The sequence below is a fragment of the Copranaerobaculum intestinale genome (assembly GCF_009831105.1).
Classification (GTDB): domain Bacteria; phylum Bacillota_I; class Bacilli_A; order Erysipelotrichales; family Erysipelotrichaceae; genus Copranaerobaculum; species Copranaerobaculum intestinale.
In genome coordinates, this window is sequence record NZ_WUUQ01000004.1 from 73,606 (window position 1) to 91,700 (window position 18,095).

General features: G+C 41.4%; 17 protein-coding genes, 2 tRNA genes and 1 pseudogene. 16 read left to right on the plus strand and 4 right to left on the minus strand.

What is annotated here, in order from left to right; translation table 11 throughout:
* The first annotated feature begins 1 nt into the window (after position 1).
* From GSF08_RS09785 to GSF08_RS09805, 5 genes are all read left to right on the plus strand, one after another.
* Positions 2–1,585: an ABC transporter ATP-binding protein gene (locus GSF08_RS09785; protein WP_160625625.1), complete on the plus strand. Its 1,584-nt coding sequence runs from the start codon at positions 2–4 to the stop codon at positions 1,583–1,585.
* Positions 1,585–2,436, plus strand: a complete 852-nt coding sequence (locus GSF08_RS09790; protein ID WP_160625626.1) for an ABC transporter permease — start codon at positions 1,585–1,587, stop codon at positions 2,434–2,436. Before GSF08_RS09785 ends, GSF08_RS09790 begins: the two co-directional genes overlap by 1 nt.
* Complete coding sequence (locus GSF08_RS09795; protein WP_160625627.1) at positions 2,433–4,328, plus strand: extracellular solute-binding protein; 1,896 nt, start codon at positions 2,433–2,435, stop codon at positions 4,326–4,328. Before GSF08_RS09790 ends, GSF08_RS09795 begins: the two co-directional genes overlap by 4 nt.
* Positions 4,329–4,519: 191 nt before the next feature.
* Positions 4,520–4,594 (plus strand) — tRNA-Cys (locus tag GSF08_RS09800).
* A gap of 4 nt (positions 4,595–4,598) precedes the next feature.
* Positions 4,599–4,686 (plus strand) — tRNA-Leu (locus tag GSF08_RS09805).
* 135 nt (positions 4,687–4,821) lie between these two features.
* Here GSF08_RS09805 and GSF08_RS09810 read toward each other — a convergent pair.
* On the minus strand, positions 4,822–5,550 hold the full coding sequence (locus GSF08_RS09810) for a GntR family transcriptional regulator (RefSeq protein ID WP_160625628.1): 729 nt from the start codon (positions 5,548–5,550) through the stop codon (positions 4,822–4,824).
* Positions 5,551–5,825: 275 nt separating this feature from the next.
* On the opposite strand from GSF08_RS09810, the pseudogene GSF08_RS09815 reads away from it, so the two are divergent.
* From GSF08_RS09815 to GSF08_RS09840, 6 genes and pseudogenes are all read left to right on the plus strand, one after another.
* Positions 5,826–6,602 (plus strand): annotated as a pseudogene (locus GSF08_RS09815) (PTS mannose/fructose/sorbose/N-acetylgalactosamine transporter subunit IIC).
* Complete coding sequence (locus GSF08_RS09820; protein ID WP_160625629.1) at positions 6,592–7,422, plus strand: PTS system mannose/fructose/sorbose family transporter subunit IID; 831 nt, start codon at positions 6,592–6,594, stop codon at positions 7,420–7,422. The pseudogene GSF08_RS09815 and the gene GSF08_RS09820 overlap by 11 nt, the downstream one beginning before the upstream one ends.
* Positions 7,423–7,513: 91 nt before the next feature.
* Complete coding sequence (locus tag GSF08_RS09825) at positions 7,514–7,975, plus strand: PTS sugar transporter subunit IIB (RefSeq protein WP_249806061.1); 462 nt, start codon at positions 7,514–7,516, stop codon at positions 7,973–7,975.
* A 25-nt stretch (positions 7,976–8,000) separates the two neighbouring features.
* Positions 8,001–9,143, plus strand: a complete 1,143-nt coding sequence (gene nagA, locus GSF08_RS09830) for an N-acetylglucosamine-6-phosphate deacetylase (RefSeq protein ID WP_160625630.1) — start codon at positions 8,001–8,003, stop codon at positions 9,141–9,143.
* Between the two features lie 455 nt (positions 9,144–9,598).
* Positions 9,599–10,819 carry a pyridoxal phosphate-dependent aminotransferase gene (locus GSF08_RS09835; RefSeq protein WP_160625631.1) on the plus strand — a complete coding sequence of 407 codons (1,221 nt, stop codon included), beginning with the start codon at positions 9,599–9,601 and terminating at the stop codon, positions 10,817–10,819.
* Between the two features lie 88 nt (positions 10,820–10,907).
* Positions 10,908–12,062 carry an AI-2E family transporter gene (locus tag GSF08_RS09840; protein ID WP_160625632.1) on the plus strand — a complete coding sequence of 385 codons (1,155 nt, stop codon included), beginning with the start codon at positions 10,908–10,910 and terminating at the stop codon, positions 12,060–12,062.
* 42 nt (positions 12,063–12,104) lie between these two features.
* On the opposite strand, the gene GSF08_RS09845 is transcribed toward GSF08_RS09840, so the two are convergent.
* Positions 12,105–12,962 (minus strand): DUF4438 domain-containing protein, encoded by an 858-nt coding sequence (locus GSF08_RS09845; protein WP_160625633.1) that lies wholly within the window; start codon positions 12,960–12,962, stop codon positions 12,105–12,107.
* Between the two features lie 98 nt (positions 12,963–13,060).
* On the opposite strand from GSF08_RS09845, the gene GSF08_RS09850 reads away from it, so the two are divergent.
* From GSF08_RS09850 to GSF08_RS09870, 5 genes are read left to right on the plus strand one after another with little or no spacing between them, the layout of a single operon-like run.
* Positions 13,061–14,023 (plus strand): retropepsin-like aspartic protease, encoded by a 963-nt coding sequence (locus tag GSF08_RS09850; RefSeq protein ID WP_160625634.1) that lies wholly within the window; start codon positions 13,061–13,063, stop codon positions 14,021–14,023.
* Positions 14,024–14,070: 47 nt separating this feature from the next.
* Positions 14,071–14,505 carry a peptidylprolyl isomerase gene (locus tag GSF08_RS09855; RefSeq protein WP_160625635.1) on the plus strand — a complete coding sequence of 145 codons (435 nt, stop codon included), beginning with the start codon at positions 14,071–14,073 and terminating at the stop codon, positions 14,503–14,505.
* 2 nt (positions 14,506–14,507) lie between these two features.
* Positions 14,508–14,858: an amino acid permease gene (locus tag GSF08_RS09860; RefSeq protein ID WP_160625636.1), complete on the plus strand. Its 351-nt coding sequence runs from the start codon at positions 14,508–14,510 to the stop codon at positions 14,856–14,858.
* Between the two features lie 54 nt (positions 14,859–14,912).
* Positions 14,913–15,233, plus strand: a complete 321-nt coding sequence (locus GSF08_RS09865) for a rhodanese-like domain-containing protein (protein WP_160625637.1) — start codon at positions 14,913–14,915, stop codon at positions 15,231–15,233.
* Positions 15,234–15,288: 55 nt separating this feature from the next.
* Positions 15,289–15,645, plus strand: coding sequence for a hypothetical protein (locus tag GSF08_RS09870; RefSeq protein ID WP_160625638.1), 357 nt, complete (start codon positions 15,289–15,291; stop codon positions 15,643–15,645).
* On the opposite strand, the gene GSF08_RS09875 is transcribed toward GSF08_RS09870, so the two are convergent.
* Together GSF08_RS09875 and GSF08_RS09885 are read right to left on the minus strand one after the other, a co-directional pair.
* Positions 15,639–16,388, minus strand: coding sequence for a TrmH family RNA methyltransferase (locus GSF08_RS09875; RefSeq protein ID WP_160625639.1), 750 nt, complete (start codon positions 16,386–16,388; stop codon positions 15,639–15,641). The genes GSF08_RS09870 and GSF08_RS09875 overlap by 7 nt on opposite strands.
* Positions 16,389–16,803: 415 nt before the next feature.
* Entirely contained in the window at positions 16,804–17,997 is a 1,194-nt protein-coding gene (locus tag GSF08_RS09885; RefSeq protein WP_119637036.1) for a site-specific integrase, read from the minus strand.
* Positions 17,998–18,095: the final 98 nt, after the last annotated feature.

Genomic DNA, 18,095 nt, shown 5'->3' on the forward strand with positions numbered 1-18,095 from the left:
AATGACAATGAAAAAGTTAATTCAGTTCAAAAATATTGTAAAAGAATTTGACGGTCAGCTGGTATTAAAGGGAATCAACTTGGATATCAATGAAAATGAGTTCGTTACATTGCTGGGGCCGAGCGGATGTGGGAAAACGACCTTACTGCGTATTCTGGGAGGGTTTTTAAATCAAACTGAAGGACATGTCGTATTCGATGGTGAGGTAATCGATAATGTTCCTCCTTATAAACGTGAATTGAATACTGTCTTTCAGAAATATGCATTGTTTCCGCATATGAGTGTATATGATAATATTGCATTCGGCTTAAAAATTAAAAAAGTCAGTAAGGACGTCATCGAACAGAAGGTGATGAAGATGCTGAAGTTGGTGAATTTAGAAGGCTATGAAGACCGCAGTGTAACGCTTTTATCGGGTGGTCAGCAGCAGCGTGTCGCAATTGCCCGCGCTTTGGTAAATGAACCGATGGTTCTGTTACTGGATGAGCCTTTGGGAGCATTGGATTTGAAGCTTCGCAAAGAGATGCAGCATGAGCTGAAAAAAATTCAGCAGGAAGTCGGCATTACCTTTATTTATGTAACACATGATCAGGAAGAAGCATTGACGATGTCTGATAAAATTGTAGTTATGAAAGATGGTGAGATACAGCAGATCGGTACTCCGATTGAGATTTACAATGAGCCGGAGAACGAGTATGTTGCACGTTTCATCGGAGACTCCAATATCATACCGGGCATCATGCTGGAAGACTATAAAGTAATGTTTGATGATTTGAAATTCGATTGTGTCGATTTTGGATTTAAAGAGAAGGAGCCTGTGGATATTGTAATACGGCCGGAGGATCTGGATATAGTGGAAGAAACTCAGGGCAAGCTTACTGGCACGGTGAAGTCTGTTCTGTTCAAGGGGGTTCACTATGAAATTATCGTGGAGACGGTACCCGGAACTGAAGTGACCGTTCGTATGAATGTATCAAAGGAGCATCCGGCTGCGAGCAGCGATGCTTCGGAGAAAATTTCCGCAAATGATTTCTATGTCGATCTGGAGGATGTTGCAGAATTAAACGATGCAGAAGTAATTGCCCGTGCAGATGCGCAGGCATGGAACGTAGAAGATGATGAATTGCTTTCGATTGCTAAGATTGAATATGATGTGAAAGAGGAGATCGGTACCTATCCGGTAACCTTTACATCCGCAGGCGGAGTCAGCGTCACTACGAAAATCTTTGTGGTGCAGCAGACTTATGTTGAAAATAAAAAAGCTAATGAAGCAATAAGCGCCTTCAATATCTTTAAGACGGTTGATGATATCAAAGAAAGTACTGCATTGGATACTGACCTGAAAACATGGGCAAATGCGCAGGGTTGGAAGCTCGATGATGAAGATGCCGTCGTGGAAATTACCGATGTGGATTATGATTTTGATCCTGATCATATTGAAGAAGGTGTCTATACCGTTCGCTTTTCTACCCAGGGACGTGAATTAAAAGTTCATACAACGGATGTCAGTGAGGAGGGAGCAGAAGTCGGGCTGCTCTTTCAGCCGGAAGATATTCATGTTATGAACAAGATGGGGTCATACTGATGAAGCAGTTTCGCCGTCTTACATATCCTTATATTATATGGATATCGGCTATGATCGTTATTCCAATGCTGTTGATCGTGCTGTATGCCTTTACAAAGCAGGGTAACGATGTAGCGACTTTGCAGTTCACATTTGATAATTTCACGAAGTTTTTTACCGACCCTGACTTCTTGAAAATTCTGTTTCTGTCTCTGCGTATTGCATTGATTACAACAATCTTATGTGTATTGATCGGTTATCCGGTAGCCTATGCGATTGCGCAGGCATCACCGGCTCGTCAAAACTTCTATATTCTTTTAATTACGCTGCCGATGTGGATCAATATGTTGGTTCGCACCTATGCATGGATTGGTATTTTAGCCGATAATGGTGTCATCAATAATATTTTGCAGTTTTTTGGAATGTCACCGACCAAGCTGCTGTATACGGATTTTGCGGTAACATTGGGCATGGTATATAATTTTGTACCATTTATGATTTTACAGATTCACTCCTCCTTAACCAAAATGGACCGCAGCCTCTTAGATGCTGCAAATGATTTGGGTGCCAATAAAGTACAAGCATTTAGAAGGGTTACTTTTCCATTATCTCTGCCGGGTGTCATATCCGGTATCACATTGGTGTTCCTGCCGGCAGTATCCAGCTTTGTCATTCCGAAGCTGCTCGGCGGAGCCGGTAAGCCGCTGATTGGAAATATCATCGAAACACAATTTATTACCGTAGGCGAATGGAACTTTGGCAGTGCGATTTCCATGATCATGGCAGTTATTATCATGGCCTCAATGTACGTAACCAGAAAACTGGATAAAGACAATGATGAAGAAAAAGGAAAGCGGGGAAGAGCACTATGAAGAAATTCCATGTGTCCCGTAAACTGATTATCGGAGGTATTCTTCTATTCTTCTATCTGCCGATTTTATATTTAGTGATTTTTTCTTTTAACGATTCCCGCTCATTGACCAATTTTCAGGGATTCTCGCTGCACTGGTATGAGCAGATGTTTTCTGATCAGAATATGCTGGAGGCAATCTATTATACACTGGTGATCGCGGTGATCGCTACGATAGTGTCAACGATTGTAGGAACGATTACGGCAATCGGTCTGTCAAAATCACGCCGCATTGTTCGTGAGGTAGTTACTCAGATCAATGATCTGCCGATCATGAATCCGGAAATTGTCACAGCGATCGGATTTATGCTGTTTTATGTATCGCTGCATATCGAAAAGGGCTTTGCGACATTATTGTTATCACATATCGCATTCTGTATTCCATATGTAATCTTGAGTGTGATGCCAAAACTGCGTTCTCTTGATCCCAATATAGCAGAAGCAGCGATGGATTTAGGCGCGACACCCTTTCAATCGCTTCGGAAGGTAATCGTACCGCAGATCATGCCGGGTATTATCTCCGGTGCGCTTATTGCTTTCACCATGTCCTTTGATGATTTCATTATTTCATATTTTGTTACCGGAAATGGTGTAAAAAATATTTCAACATTGGTTTGGACGATGTCTAAGCGAATCAACCCAAGCATCAATGCACTGTCTACGATTATTGTGGTAATTATTACGATTGCGCTGATATTGGTAAATATTCTGCCGATTATCAAATCCAATGTGGAAAAGAAAAACCCGGCGATGGGCAGACGTGTAATCGCTTTGATCATGGTACCGATCATCGCGGCAGCCGGATTCGGACTCTTTTGGCTGAAAGGCAGTTCCGGAAACGCCAGTGCGTCCGCTGCTATTCAAAAATACGGAAGTGATGTACTGAAAGTGTATAACTGGGGTGAGTATATTGACCCATCTGTAAACAAGGCGTTTGAAAAGAAATTTGGGGTAAAGGTTATTTATGATACGTTTGACTCCAATGAACTAATGTATACGAAACTACAGGGTGGGGAAGCCTTCGATGTTCTGGTGCCAAGTGACTATATGATTGAACGCTTGCTGAACGAAAACCTGCTTCAGCCGCTTGATAAAAAAATGATTCCTAATTTGGATCAAATTTATGAAGGGGTACGCAAGCTGCCTTATGATCCGACGAATAAGTACAGTGTTCCTTATTTCTGGGGGACTGTCGGTATTGTCTATAACAAAAAGAATGTCAGTAAGGCTGACCTCGATAAAGAAGGCTTTAATATTCTGCTGGATCAGAATTATAAAGGAAAGCTGTATATCTATGATTCAGAACGTGATTCCTTCATGATGGCGCTGAAGGCACTTGGTTATTCTATGAATACAACCGATCCAAAAGAATTAAAAGCAGCGTATGACTGGCTGGTGAAGCTGAAAACTACGATGGATCCGGAGATTGTTACTGATGAAGTAATTGATGCGATGGTCAATGGCAATAAAGATATGGCAGTCGTATACAGCGGTGATGCGGCTTATATACTGTCACAGAATCCGGATATGGATTACTATATGCCGGCAGAAGGTACTAACTTCTGGAGCGATGCGATGGTAATTCCGAAGAATGCGCCTAATCCAAAACTGGCTAATGAATATATCAATTTTATCTCAGACTACGAACAGAGCTACAAGAATTCGATCTTTGTCGGCTATGCTTCCAGTAATGCAGATGTCTTGCATGACCTTAGCAGTGAAGGCGGCGAATTTGCCGGTAATCATGCATATAAACCTCGTATTCATTATAAGAATGATGAAGTATTCCAATATAATGACAAAACAAAGAAAATCATGTCTGATTACTGGACGAAAGTCAGAATCGCAAAATAAGGGAGGCGAGCGGCTACGAATCAAAAAAAGAAGCGTCATCAATTCAAGCAAATTGCCATTATTTCTTTGCTTGTGTTAATGATGGTTGTATCCTTGATCGGAACTTTGTTATAACCTAAAAAAATGCAATTTCCTATTGCATTTTTTTTTGTTTATTATATAATTAGGAAGCACCGAGATTTTGATGAAATGGTTCCGTAGCCAAGTGGTAAGGCAATAGACTGCAACTCTGTGATTCATCGGTTCAAATCCGATCGGAACCTCCATTTTGGGATCGTGGCGAAATAGGCAGACGCAACGGACTTAAAATCCGTTGGGAGTTAATCCCGTGGGGGTTCAAGTCCCCCCGTTCCCACCATACTATAAAGAAAGTTGTATTTTCATATAGAAAATGCAACTTTTTTGTATATTTAACAATCGTTTTGTTATTTGAAGTTGCAGTCTGAAAGTTTTTAATCGTTCTCTTTTCTTACAATGTGGAAGGATTAAGCATTTATCGCTTATTGCTGTAAAGAATAGAGAAATGATCATATTTGATAAAGGAATCGGAATATTCAAATACCACACTATTGCTTAAACGTGAGATATGTGAAATATAAACAACCGGTTCAGTTTTTGGTATGTTTAAAAGCAGTGCGACATCATCGGGCGGCAGGATCACAGACAACTGACTGGACCCATCCCCAATCACCAGATTCAGATTATTTTCAATAAAAGAATAAATTGAGCTTTTTAGACATGATAAAGGCAGATTGGGAATGATATCTTTGGTGATATAGGAATACTGAACGGCAAATGGTTTATCATTGCCAAATCGTACTCGTTCAAAGTAATGAACATAATCTTTGGGAAGGGCACCTAATTTTTTAGATAATCGATTATCCTGAAAATCCTTGATTCGGATAACGGTATAAAAAATCAGCTTGGTTGATACCTGATATCCTTTTTTTGAATATTCCTCAGAAAAAGAAGACATGTAAATACTCTGCTGACTCAGTTTTGGCGTACGTACATAACAACCGCTGCCCTGAATTTTTTCTATGAAGCCATTTTCAACCAATGCTTCAAAGGCCTTGTTTACGGTTGTACGACTGACTTCAAATTTTTCACAAAACCAGTGATGTGTAGGGAGCAGTGAATCAACCGCATAAGTTCCGCTGCGGATACGTTCATAAATAAAGTTTTCTATCTGCTTATATTTGTACTTATCGTAATTGTTCATTCTCTTGACCTCTTTCCCATTCACTTCTCATTATAGCGGAACCGAATGTTTTTTCAATAATTGGATAATTCATGAAAACATTACATGGTGAAACAGTCAAAGCTTTTAACAATTTCTGGTAATATAGATTTTTTTCAATACCAATACCATACAAATTAACAATTAATCATGGATATGTATGGGTTAATGATACTATGAAAGGGAATTAAGGACTACTTCGAAGGGTATCTGATTCATTGGTCGTGGATAGTATGAAAGAAGAGGAGGGATACTGTATGACCACTATTCAAATTATCTTGTTAACAATCTTATCAGGTCTCATTATGATCGACTTTATGTCCGTGAAATTGACGGTACATAACACGATTATCACAGGTATTGTGGCGGGAATCATTATGGGGAATCCAACCTTAGGACTGATCGTAGGGGCAACGATGCAGTCGTATGCACTTGGCTTAAATTATTTCGGAGGTGCTTCGATACCGAATTATCAGGTAGCCGCCATCATCGTGACGGCACTTTGTGAAGGTAAAGTCGGCAATATTGCTCAGGTTACCGCACTTGTCGGCATTCCAGTCGCAGCTTTGACGGTTCAGCTTGATGTGGTTGGGCGCGTTATCAACAGTTTCTGACAGCATCAGGTAGATGCAGTAGTATCCACTGGTGATATTCGAAAAATCATGATTCGAAACCTAGGCGGTTTTCTGACCTGGTCGCTGACGCGAATGATCCCGGTATGTATTTGCCTGATGATCGGGCCGTCTCTGATTGAAAAGTTAAATACGGTTATGCCTACATGGTTCTTGAATGGTTTGTCAATCGCCAGCGGCATGTTCCCAGCTATCGGTTTTACCATTCTGCTGAAATATATGCCATTGAAAGGAAATATTCAATATCTCATCGTCGGGTTTATCTTAGCGGCATGCTTTAAAGCATCAACGATCACCGTTGCCGCGATCGGTTTAGCAATCGCATTATTTGTTTACAATTTGGATAAAGGCAATAAGCAGTCAGTGACTGTGGGAGGCGATGGAGGAAACTATGATGAATAAGGTGAATACTAACACATCTGAAAAATTATTCTCGAATAAAGAGCTGTACCGCATTACCTGGCGCTGGTCAAAGTGGCTGGCTACAATTTGGAATTATGAAAAAATGGAAGCAGCCGGCTATCTGATCACGATGGCACCGGTGTTGGATAAAATCTATCAGGATGATGAGCAAGCAAGACTGCACGCTTATGAAGTAGAATCACAATTCTTTAACTGTGAAACGAATCTTGCCGCGATCATTTTCGGTATTGATATTGCAATTCAGGAGGAATTTAAAGAAGCAGGACTTGATATGGCGCAGGCAGTTAAAACCAGCCTGATGGGTCCCTTTTCAGGAATTGGTGACACTCTGTTTTCCAGCGTTTTTGATGTGATCTTCGGATCTATTGCGGTAACTACCGGTTTACAGGGTAATTACATCGGTATTCTGCTGTGGGCAGTATGGATTTTCTTTGTGCCGTTCTTCTTAAGACCTTGGTTCTGCCGTCTTGGTTATCGTGAGGGTATCAAGCTGACAATGAGCTTAAATGAAAGTCTGGGCGAGCTCACGAAATGTGGCACGATTCTTGGATTGACGGTTATCGGTGCTATGATTGCCACGATGGTCAATGTGAAATTTGGTACTATTCAATTTGATTCTTTTAAATTTGATGTCCAGAAGCAGCTCTTTGATGCGATTATGCCGAGCATTGGCTCCGGAGTTATTGCACTGCTGTGTTATAAATTTCTGGATAAGTTTGGGATGAAATCGGCGAGACTTATCTATATAGTGATTTTGATCAGTCTTGTCTTATCATATTTTGGAATTTTGGTTGTATAGTTGTATCCATATATTTTCTAAAATTAATGTTTGATTTCACCGAAATTCTTATGAAAAAAGATAAGGTCTACATTTATATTGGGAGGAAGACATGGAAATTGTAAATATTCGATTGGACTCAAGACTTATTCATGGACAGACAGCGGCAATGTGGACGGGAACGTTAAAGGCTACCCGCATTATGGTTATTGATAATGATGTGGTGAAGGATGATATGATGAAAAGTCTTTTGCGGATGGCATGTCCGAAAGCATGCAAGCTGAGCGTTTTGGATACAAAGGTTGCTACCGCAAATATCAAAATGAGAAAATACGAAGGTGACAGAATCTTTATCATTGTGAAGACCTCGGCTACCCTGGTTGAGCTTTTAAAGTGCGGCTTTCCGCTTGCAGATGTAACGATCGGTAATATCAATGGTCGAAATGATTCACGGGCAATCATGAAAACAATATGTGTAACTCCTGATGATGAAGACAATTTTCACTATCTTCACGAACATGGGTCCGGATGTTTGCGCAGATGGTTCCGAGTAATGCAAGAGAGGATTTTATAAAATTATTATAAGGAGGAAACAAGATATGCTCATTGCAAGCAATCGTGTGTGGATCGATGAAGCATTCATTCCAGCCACCATTGAAATAGATGGAGGAATGATTAAGGCCATCCACAATAAGAAGCAAGCGAATGCAGTTGATTATCAGGATGCATGTATCATCCCGGGATTGATCGATATTCATACGCATGGTTATCAGGGAGGGGGAGCGGCAGACGGCAGTACTGCTTTTATTAAGAAATGGGCTGCATATTATCCCCAAGAGGGAGTTACAACCTTTTTGCCGGGAGTTAATATCACCACCGAGGAAAAAATCAAAGAATCATTAACGGCTATTGCAGATGCAATGGATGAAAAACCCGAAGGGGCGGAGATTTACGGTACCTTTTTACAGGCGCCGTTCATGAATCACAATTATTGCGGAACTTATAATAAATTTTTGTTGAAAGCACCGACGGTTGAACATTTGAAAGAATATATCGCATGTTCAAGAAATACGATCCGAACTATCAGTCTGGCTCCGGAAGCGGATAAAAATCATGAAACCTTAAAATACTGTGTGAAGCATCATATCAAAGTATGTCTGGGATTTTCAGGTGTTTCTTATGAGGAAGCAATGCAGGCAATCGATGAAGGTGCAAGCAATGTCGTACACTGTTTTAACTGCATGAGTCCAGCTTTCAGCCGAGAACCAAATCTGCCGGTTGCCGGTATGCTGCATAAGAATGTTTTCTGTGAGGTAATGACCGATGGTATTCATGTTCATCCCGCAATCATGCAGCTGGTGGGAGAAATGAAAGGAAAGGATAAGCTTATATCCGTAACCGATTCGACTAGTTTAAAAGGATTGCCTCCTGGCATGTATACAGCGGAGGGAGGAGCTACTCGCGTATGTGAGGATGGAGTTGCTCGGCTGATGAACGGGAAAATTGCCGGCAGCTTAAAGCCGATGATCGTAAATATCAAGGATATGCAGGAAAAAGGAAAGCTGCCGTTAGTAACCGCGATCAATGCGGTAACGATCAATCCCGCTCGTATGCTGGGAATTGATGATCGAAAAGGATTGATTAAAGCGAACTACATAGCTGACCTTACGGTATATGATGCGGATTATCAAATCCTTCAGACCTATGTTCATGGGAAAGCGATGCTGTCATGTGCTTCCTGAAGAAGAAAATCAGAAGCGGTGAGAAAATAAACATCTGAATATACTGATCAATGGTAATAAAAAGCTGAGTATTCGTTATCAAAGCGATGATTACTGAATGGTTTTTAGAAATACCGCTGATCTCAGATAAAGATACGAAGAAACCAAAAGTGTTGATGCACCCCTTTTTCATTGGATAACAATGAAGGGAGGTGCTTTTTCATTTATCTGTTTATGATAATCAGACGCATATGATCGTATGTCAGTCATTTATGATAAATTGCATATTTATTATTGAATGTCAGGCTTTCATCTCCATGTGCCTGTTATAAGCAGAAAATAGTCCTTGTCATTCCGGTCAATAATTGACGTGAGAATTGTATAAAATTCATGGTAAGCAGATGATTAACAAAGTTTCTCTTGAAGCTTTCACGGTTCACCGTTACAATTATCATAAATAAAAGGAGGATAGAAGCATGAGTATAACATCACGTATGAATCCACGTTTTCAAAAAATTCAGGGAGGATTGTTCACGGAAGTTCAGAAGGCGGATGTGAGCGGTTCTTATATGGATCTTGCCAAACAGGGCATCGATTTAATGGGATGGGCCGATCCCTTTACCCCTGATTATGTTTTACCTCAAAAGGTGAAAAAAGCATTTGTCGATGCGGTGAATGATCCTCTGGGAGCACATTATACCGCCCCGATCGGCAACGATGAATTAAAACAGATCATCGCTGAGAAAATTAAACGTCAAAATCATATTGAGGTGGATTGGCGCCGCAATTTACTGATAACTCCGGGCTCTGACTCAGGTCTGTATTATGCGATGCTCCCATTTATTGAATCGGGAGATGAGGTTATGGTTCCGGTGCCTTGTTACCCCAACAACCTGCAAAATATTCAAACTATGGGTGCAGAACCTGTCTATATCCCACTGCGAGCAGAAAATGGGTATCAATTTGATATAGCTGAATTTGAAAAAAGAATTAGTGACAGGACAAAAATGGTTGTTCTGACCCATCCTAATAATCCGACCACGACCGTGTTCACCAGAGCATCACTTGAGGCGCTTTGTGCCTTTATTGTAAAACATGATTTGATTTTGGTATGCGATCAGGCATTTGAAGATTATATTTATGATAATCGCGAGTATGTCACCCCGGCGGCTCTGCCAGGAATGTGGGAGCGCACGGTTACGGTTTTTTCGGTTTCCAAGGGCATGGGCTTTTCAGGTATCCGGGTAGGTTATCTCATGAGCTGTGATGCAGTTATGGATGTATTGTATGGGGCTGCGGTTTCGGTTATTGGGGCAACTCACACAATTTCACAGCTTGCGGTAATGGAAGCTTTTCGAGATATGTCCTTCATGAAGGAATTTGAAAAGGCATTCGAAGAGCGGCGTCATATGGCCTATGCACTGTTGAACAGCGTTCCGCATGTTTCAATGCAGCTGCCGGAATCAGGATTCTTATGCTGGGTGGATGTCCATGAGCTGGGCAGCGGTCAAGAGATTTACGAGTATCTTCTGAAGGAGGCAAAAGTAGCGGTTAACGCCGGTACTTCCTATGGACCGGGCGGTGAAGGTCATATTCGCATTGTGTTAGGAGTATATCGTGATTCAACAAAAGTGTATGATGCGCTTCAGCGGATTGCGAAGGCTTTGTCACATTATCCAAACGGCTGTGCAGATTAGCTTCACATATTGCATAATCCTCCTATCTTGCAAAACTGTTATGTTTTAAAATAGGGAAATATGGTAGAATAAAACAAGAGGTGACGCCATGAAAATACATTATACGAAAGAAATGCAGCAGAAAATTTTGGTTTATGTTACAGCTGCCGGCATATCGCTTGCCATTTATTTCTTCTTTCAGCGTTTTGATAATATCAAAGCGGGATTCATGACGGTATTCAATCTAATTTTACCGTTTGTGCTGGGATTTGCTATTGCTTTCCTATTGAACTCACCGATGAAATTTATTGAGAGAAAACTCTTAAAACGTTTTAACTGGAAGAAAACGACGAAGCGCCGAATATCGGCAATTTCGGCGGTGCTGCTGGGATTATGCATTGTCGCATTGTTTTTTGCTTTGCTGATACCACAGCTGATCGAGAGCGTTCTGCATCTTGCTAAGCGTGCTCCTTCCTATATCGAATCCTTCCAGGAATTGCTGGATACCAGCATGGTTCGTTATAATCTCAATATGGATCAAATTGCAGATTTGATTGGTAAAAAACCGGATATACTCAATAATTTAACTGATATGTTCACCTCTGCGATCCCGCAGATGGTAAAGCTGTCCTATCAGTTTACCAGCGCGCTCCTGAACATCGTGCTGGGCATTATGGCCGGCTTATACATACTGTTGGACAAGGAACGCTTTCTGCTTCATGTCAAAAAAGCGAACTATGCGCTTTTTCCTAAAGATGTGGCAGACTATTTGGTTCGAACCAGCCGTGATACGGCACTGATTTTTAATAATTTTATCATTGGTAAGGCTATCGATTCGATGATTATCGGTATCCTATGTTACATCGGTATGATGATCCTGCATTTACCGTATGCACTTCTATTATCGGTTATTGTTGGTGTAACAAATATGATACCGGTATTTGGACCGTTCATTGGAGCTGTACCGGGTATCGTCATTTTGTTGATTATTCATCCGATTTATGCGGTATACTTCGCAATCTTTGTCTTGATTCTTCAGCAGTTTGACGGTAATATTCTGGGACCGTTGATCCTTGGTGATAAATTGGGACTGCCAAGCTTATGGATTTTATTTGCGGTAGTAGTAGGCGGCGGCTTGTTTGGGGTAGTCGGCATGTTCATCGGAGTACCGATCTTTGCGGTAATTTACGCCGCGGTTCGGGAATTTCTGAATTTCCGGTTGGAACGCAAAAAAATGGAAGTTTCCATTAAAGAGGATTCATGAAAATACGCTGAATTGAAGGAGTGTGCTTCAATCAGCGTATTTTTATTTGACCAGATAGTTTGCGATATTTGCGGAAGCGTCCTTAATACCCTTGATATTGGATGTTTTGCTTGACATGATAATGGTGACTCCCGGACCGTGACCACTGGTGTAAGAATCACTGTGAACAATAACTCCGATTGATACTGCGCCTTTTAAATAGTGCGGACCGTTGTGATTATCGTGATCTTCAATTAATACAAAATCACCAAATTTAAGCTCATTGATTCCATATTTCGCATTGGCTTCTTTATCCTGGGTCATAATGTCATAGTCGCCGTTCATCATGGTGCTGCTTCCCAGACCTGAGCCCATAAGACAGGCAGGAATGCTGGTTACGACCGGAACCTCCAATATGCCGCCTTGCTCCTGAATCGGGAGCTGTTCAAACAGGTCAGGATCAATATTCATCATCTGAATGTCTTCATGGCCGATGATTTTCATTCCCTGTCCATATGCCCGGATCAGAATTTTGTCATCAATATTCATTTTGTCCAGAACAGCTCTTGGATAGTAAACCATTACATGATCAATGCCGCCGTGCTTACCGGTAACATAGCCGATGCTTCCAGCAGCTTCACCGCTGATTACTTTTGCTTGATTACCGATGCAGGCAAATGCCATCATGGCTGCATTCTCCCGTTCATCCGCATTTTTCATTGAAACACCGGGTTCGATATGATCACCCATGATATTCATACAGGAATCACCGATTGCATAATTATATGTGATACCTCCGGTAGCCATCGGAATGCGCCCCCATCCGTCAAAGCCAACCCGATAACCGGAGCCGCTCATTACCGGATGATGTACGCGCCCCTGCACACTCTGCATAACCAGTTGATTTTTGTTGATTTTCATAAATAACCTCCTCATCTTTTGGGTTATTATAACATATTTTCATTCCCTCAGCATACGATTGGACATTCTGATGATATAATAGCATTGAGGTGATGCAGATGAAGTTTTTTCACACCTGCAAGGTGAAAACAAATGAGGAAGCAGTGATCCCCAACAACTTGCGTTATCAGCAGCTGGTGGGAAAAGTAGCTGCCGCCGATGCGCTGACTTCGGTTCGGGCGGCACATATTATGCTGGCTGGTGAATCGGCAGTGAATTCCATTACCCGCCGTCAGTCCTTGGAGAATTTTCAGATCCCGATGAAGCGTACAATGATGGGTTTATATATGATCGAAGTATTGGTCAATCATCAGAAACTTCAGTTTGTGTTGGATACCGGTGCTCAGGTCAGTGGGATTTGTGAACATGCCGCACGTAAGCTGGGCTTGGATTCCACATCAGGAAAAATGCGTATCAGCAGCGTTGGCGGTCAGGAGAAAGCGATGCGGGGCTGGATTGCAGGAAGCCTGCAGGTCGGAGCCTTGGAGTTGTTTCAATACCCCATGATTACGATTGAAAAATTAAAGCTTCCGATGATTCGTATGGACGGTATCATCGGATGGGATATCCTTTCCACGCTAGATTTTGAAATGGATGATATCAGTAAGCTGTTTATCGTTATGAAAAATAGATATCGGTTTGATTACTGTAACCTGATCAAGGGGATGTTTCCAATCATGATTCTGTTGGATGAAAACAGTGATATGCATTTGTTTGGAATGGACAGCGGAGCCACTGTCAGCTGGCTGAACGAAGCATCAGCGCTGGAGGCGAAGCGGAAGGTTGTAAATGAGATCACCGCTGTAGGGATTGGTGTCCACGGGGCAGAACAGCTTAACCTGAAAGTGTTTGAAGGCTGTGAATATCGCTTATTTAAAGCAAAAATTAAAATTACAAACATCAATACCGGACGCACAGATGTTTTGCCGGGACTGCAGCTGGACGGGGTGCTGGGAAATGAGATCTTCCGCAATCGACGCATCCGCTTCATTAACAGCAAAGGCATGGTACTGCTGGCATAAAGCAGAAATTCATGATATAGTAATGGACGAAGAAAAGAGGATACGATATGATATTACATGGTAAATTTATAATGGAAAATAGTGAGGTCATTCCATTTGAACTCTATCCGGATGAAGCGCCGATCACGGTTGAAAATTTCGTAAAGCTGATCAAGGACGGCTATTATAATGGTAAGACATTTCATCGGGTTATTCCGGGATTTGTTTCACAGGGCGGGTGCCCATATGGTGATGGTACAGGGGATCTGGGTTACACCATTCCCTGCGAGACAAATAATAACCCGCATCGTCATGTGCCGGGGGCGCTTTCAATGGCCCATCGCGGAAGGGATACTGGCTGCTGCCAATTCTTTATCGTTCATGAGCCCCAGCCGCATTTAGATGGTGTTCATACAGTATTCGGTCAGGTAACAGATAATATGAAAGCTGTAACATCCATGCATAACGGTGATGTTATGCAGAGTGTTGTCATTGAGGATTAAGCATGGATGATTTAAAAAGACTCGGATATCCGGTATTGATCATTTTTCTGTCAGCGCTCATTGTTAAGCTGATGGATCAGTATCTGGTGTTTCCCTATACGAGCATGTTGATTACGATTTTAGTAGCGGCCGCATTATTTTTGTTCGGTACTTCATTGAATAAGAGCCGCAAAAAACGAAATCAGTCTGCGTTCAAAAAAGTTATTGCGATTTTGATCATCGTTCTGCTTTTGCTGATGCAGTTGGAATATTTCCGTATTCCTTATGTTGATAAGGTGTTTGATCTATTTGGCATCGGTGCATTCTTTATTAATATGATCTATATTTACTGCGGATATTTATTTGCGGATTAGAAACGCATTTCGGCGTTTCTTTTTTTAGCCATACTATTTGTATGAGGTGATGATATGTTTGCATTTGATTTAAGAAGGCAGCTTCGCGTCCGCGAGCTGCGTCGTTGTGATAAGATTGCGGATCAATTGTTTGTTGATGTACGGAAAGTCTCAGATTATCAGCTTCGTCATCTTCCTAGTGCGGTATCACTGCCGCTGGACTTATTGGAGGATCACGCATCAGCGTTATTGGATCCGTCCAGGATTCTATATGTGTATGGCAGAAATCGAACCCAGGCGTTATTAGCGTGTGTGATTCTACAGGACTTGGGTTATCAGGCGGTAAGCATCGGAACCATGAGAGCATGGCCGTATGACACGATCACAAGCTGGTAATGTTGCATTTTTAAATGATTCCTGCTAGTATAAAAAAGCTGAGGGGTGTGAAGCTATGTTATCGTATAAAATTAAATGTCCCAACTGTGGTAAAGAATTTGATTATAGTCTTTTGAAATTTCAAAGTCGTCATGTTTGTGAAACGTGCAAAAAGAAAATTATTGTGGAAACCCGCATGGTGACAATGCTGGTGCAGGCGGCTGTTTTCATACTGCTGGGGCAGCTGTATGTGCAGATTTTGCCTTCCATGGGAATTGAAAATTCTTTTTTTACTTATGTCATCCTGTTCATTCTATTGTTTTTCCTGTTAGTGATCATGGATGAAATCTTGGTAAAACTGTTTGGTATTAACAGTATTTTCCGAGTGGATATGCTGATTCCGATAAACCATAAAAAAACCTCTGATCATTGATCACAGGTTTTTTTTATTTGCTGCCGCAGTACTTCAAATGAGAATATCGCTGCCGCTGCTGCCGCATTCAGCGCATTGCGGGCATCTCTGCCATAGGGAATGTAGATATTTTGATCTGCTGCAGCCCTCACAGCTTTAGATAGACCGCGCATTTCTCCGCCAATCGCGATGCAAAGGCGACGGGGAAACTCGATATCGTATAAGGAACAGGCATTTTTTCGTTCTGCACAATAAAGCGGAATGTCCGCTTGTTTCAGCTGTCCCAAAATTTCTTCCGTATCTTCAGTGATGATCAGGGGTATCGCTTCGCTGGCACCGGCACTTGCGCGGGTTACTACATCCGCAGCGGTTGTCCAATTGCGCTTGGGCAGAATGACCGCATCTACGCCTGCCGCATAGAATGTCCGCAGCAGATAGCCAAAATTGAAAGGGTCTTCAATTCCTTCGATCATTGCCAGATACACTGTATCTTTTGAAAGAAAATCATCCAGCGACTGAAAGGTACGCTCGCCGACCTTCGCAAGCATGCCGCCATGTGTGCGGCCGCTGGCCATTGCATCAATCTCAGCCCGACTTCGGTACACTATTTTAATACCGCGCTGGTTTGCTTCACGAAGGATATAGAACGTATCCTTATCTTTTTTTTCCGGATCGACATAGATCGCTGAAACACTGCGAAAAGCATTTATGATTGCCGCCTTGACGGAAATATTTCCTTCCAGGATATATTCGTTATTTTCCATAAGTATCACCGGTTTCATTATAAAGCATTTTAGATCATAAAAATATAAGAATATTCGGTTTTCATCAAGAATCATTTTCTTGTGATGAAAAAACTTGTTTTTGTGTGTATACCTTATCTTTATGGATGCTTGATAATGGTATTTACTATAAAATTGTATGGCGTACAAAAACCGTTTCCTTTTTCATTAAAATATTTCAGATAGTAAGAAATACTTTTAAGCCGCATATATAATATTATTAATTTCAATAAATTATATATGTCTTTTTGAGTATCTTTTTATATCTTCTTAAATGTCCGCAAAGCCTTATTTTATAGGCTCTACGGGCATTTTGCTTTTGTGGTAAACCTCACATATCTAGGTCTATCTTCTTATATTTTCGCTATCAAGCGTGGTTAAAATCGTGGTAAATACTTCATGCGATTAGACGCTGAACCTCTGATTTTGCGGTATCTATGGACGCATGAGCGTACCAGTTCATTGTGATACTGATATTTGAATGTCCCATGATATACTGTAAATCTTTTGGGTTCATGTTCTTGCTTGCCAGTCTTGTGCAGAACGTATGGCGTAGCGTATGCGGTGTGATATGTGGCAAGGGATTGTCTTTGTGGTGCTTGTTGTATTTCTTTACCATACGGACAAATAAGGCGTTGTAATCAATCGCAACTTTTGGCTTGCCCTTATGATTGACAAATAGGAAATTGCCCCGTCCGTCTATCACAAATGGTTCTGCCTTTGGGCGTTTCTTCATAACCCGTTGAAATGCCTGTATCGTTTCTCTGCTTAATGGTACTTGCCTTATTCCGCTTTTCGTCTTAGGCGTTTCAATATAATAGCCCTGTTCCTTGCTCTTTAGTAACTGGTGGTCGATAATTACAACTTCATTCTTGAAATCAATATCAGCTACTGTCAGTCCGCACAGTTCCGAGATACGAAGTCCAGTCTTTAACAGTATCAGCACATCATCATAATGCTTGTGATACACATTGTCTGTCTTGATAAATGAGAGTAAGGCTTGTTCCTGTTCCTCTGTCAATGCGACTTTCTCTTTGGTATCATTTTCTAGGACTTCACTTAACTTAAAATCAAAAGGGTTCTTCCTTACACAATCGTCTTGTATGGCGATATAGAATGACGCTTTTAACGAGCGTTTATGGTTGTTAATGGTGTTATAGGAAAAGCCTTTATCTTTCATGCGTAACGCCCATTCCTTAGCGTCAGAGGGTTTTATCGTATCAATGCTCCTAGCACCCAACTTGTCCTCTTTCAATAACCGCATGAGTTGTTCCCGTTGTTTCTGTGTACTTTTCTTCACATTTGCTCTCTGTGCGTTCTGTTTGGCATAAAGTTGGCAAAGTGTCATTTTCTTGCCTGTGCTGTCGATACCGTCCTCAATATCCCGTCTTATCTGCTGTTCCAGTTCACGAAGTGAGGGTTTTTCCCGTTTTTCCTTTGGTGTCGGGTCTGTGGGTGTCAATCTCCAAGCATACACATATTTTGTGTTTCCAAATGCGTCTACATATTTATATAAGTATTTTCCGTCTGTTCGTTGGCTCTCTCCAGTATGCAGGATACGACCTTTGTTATCCCGTCTTTTTTCTTTCATGGTGTCTGCTCCTTTCCTTGTTGGAAAGAGCCTTGATATGACTTGTGTTCATCATAACACATACAAGGCTCATTTGCATTAGATTGCGTCCAATTTAT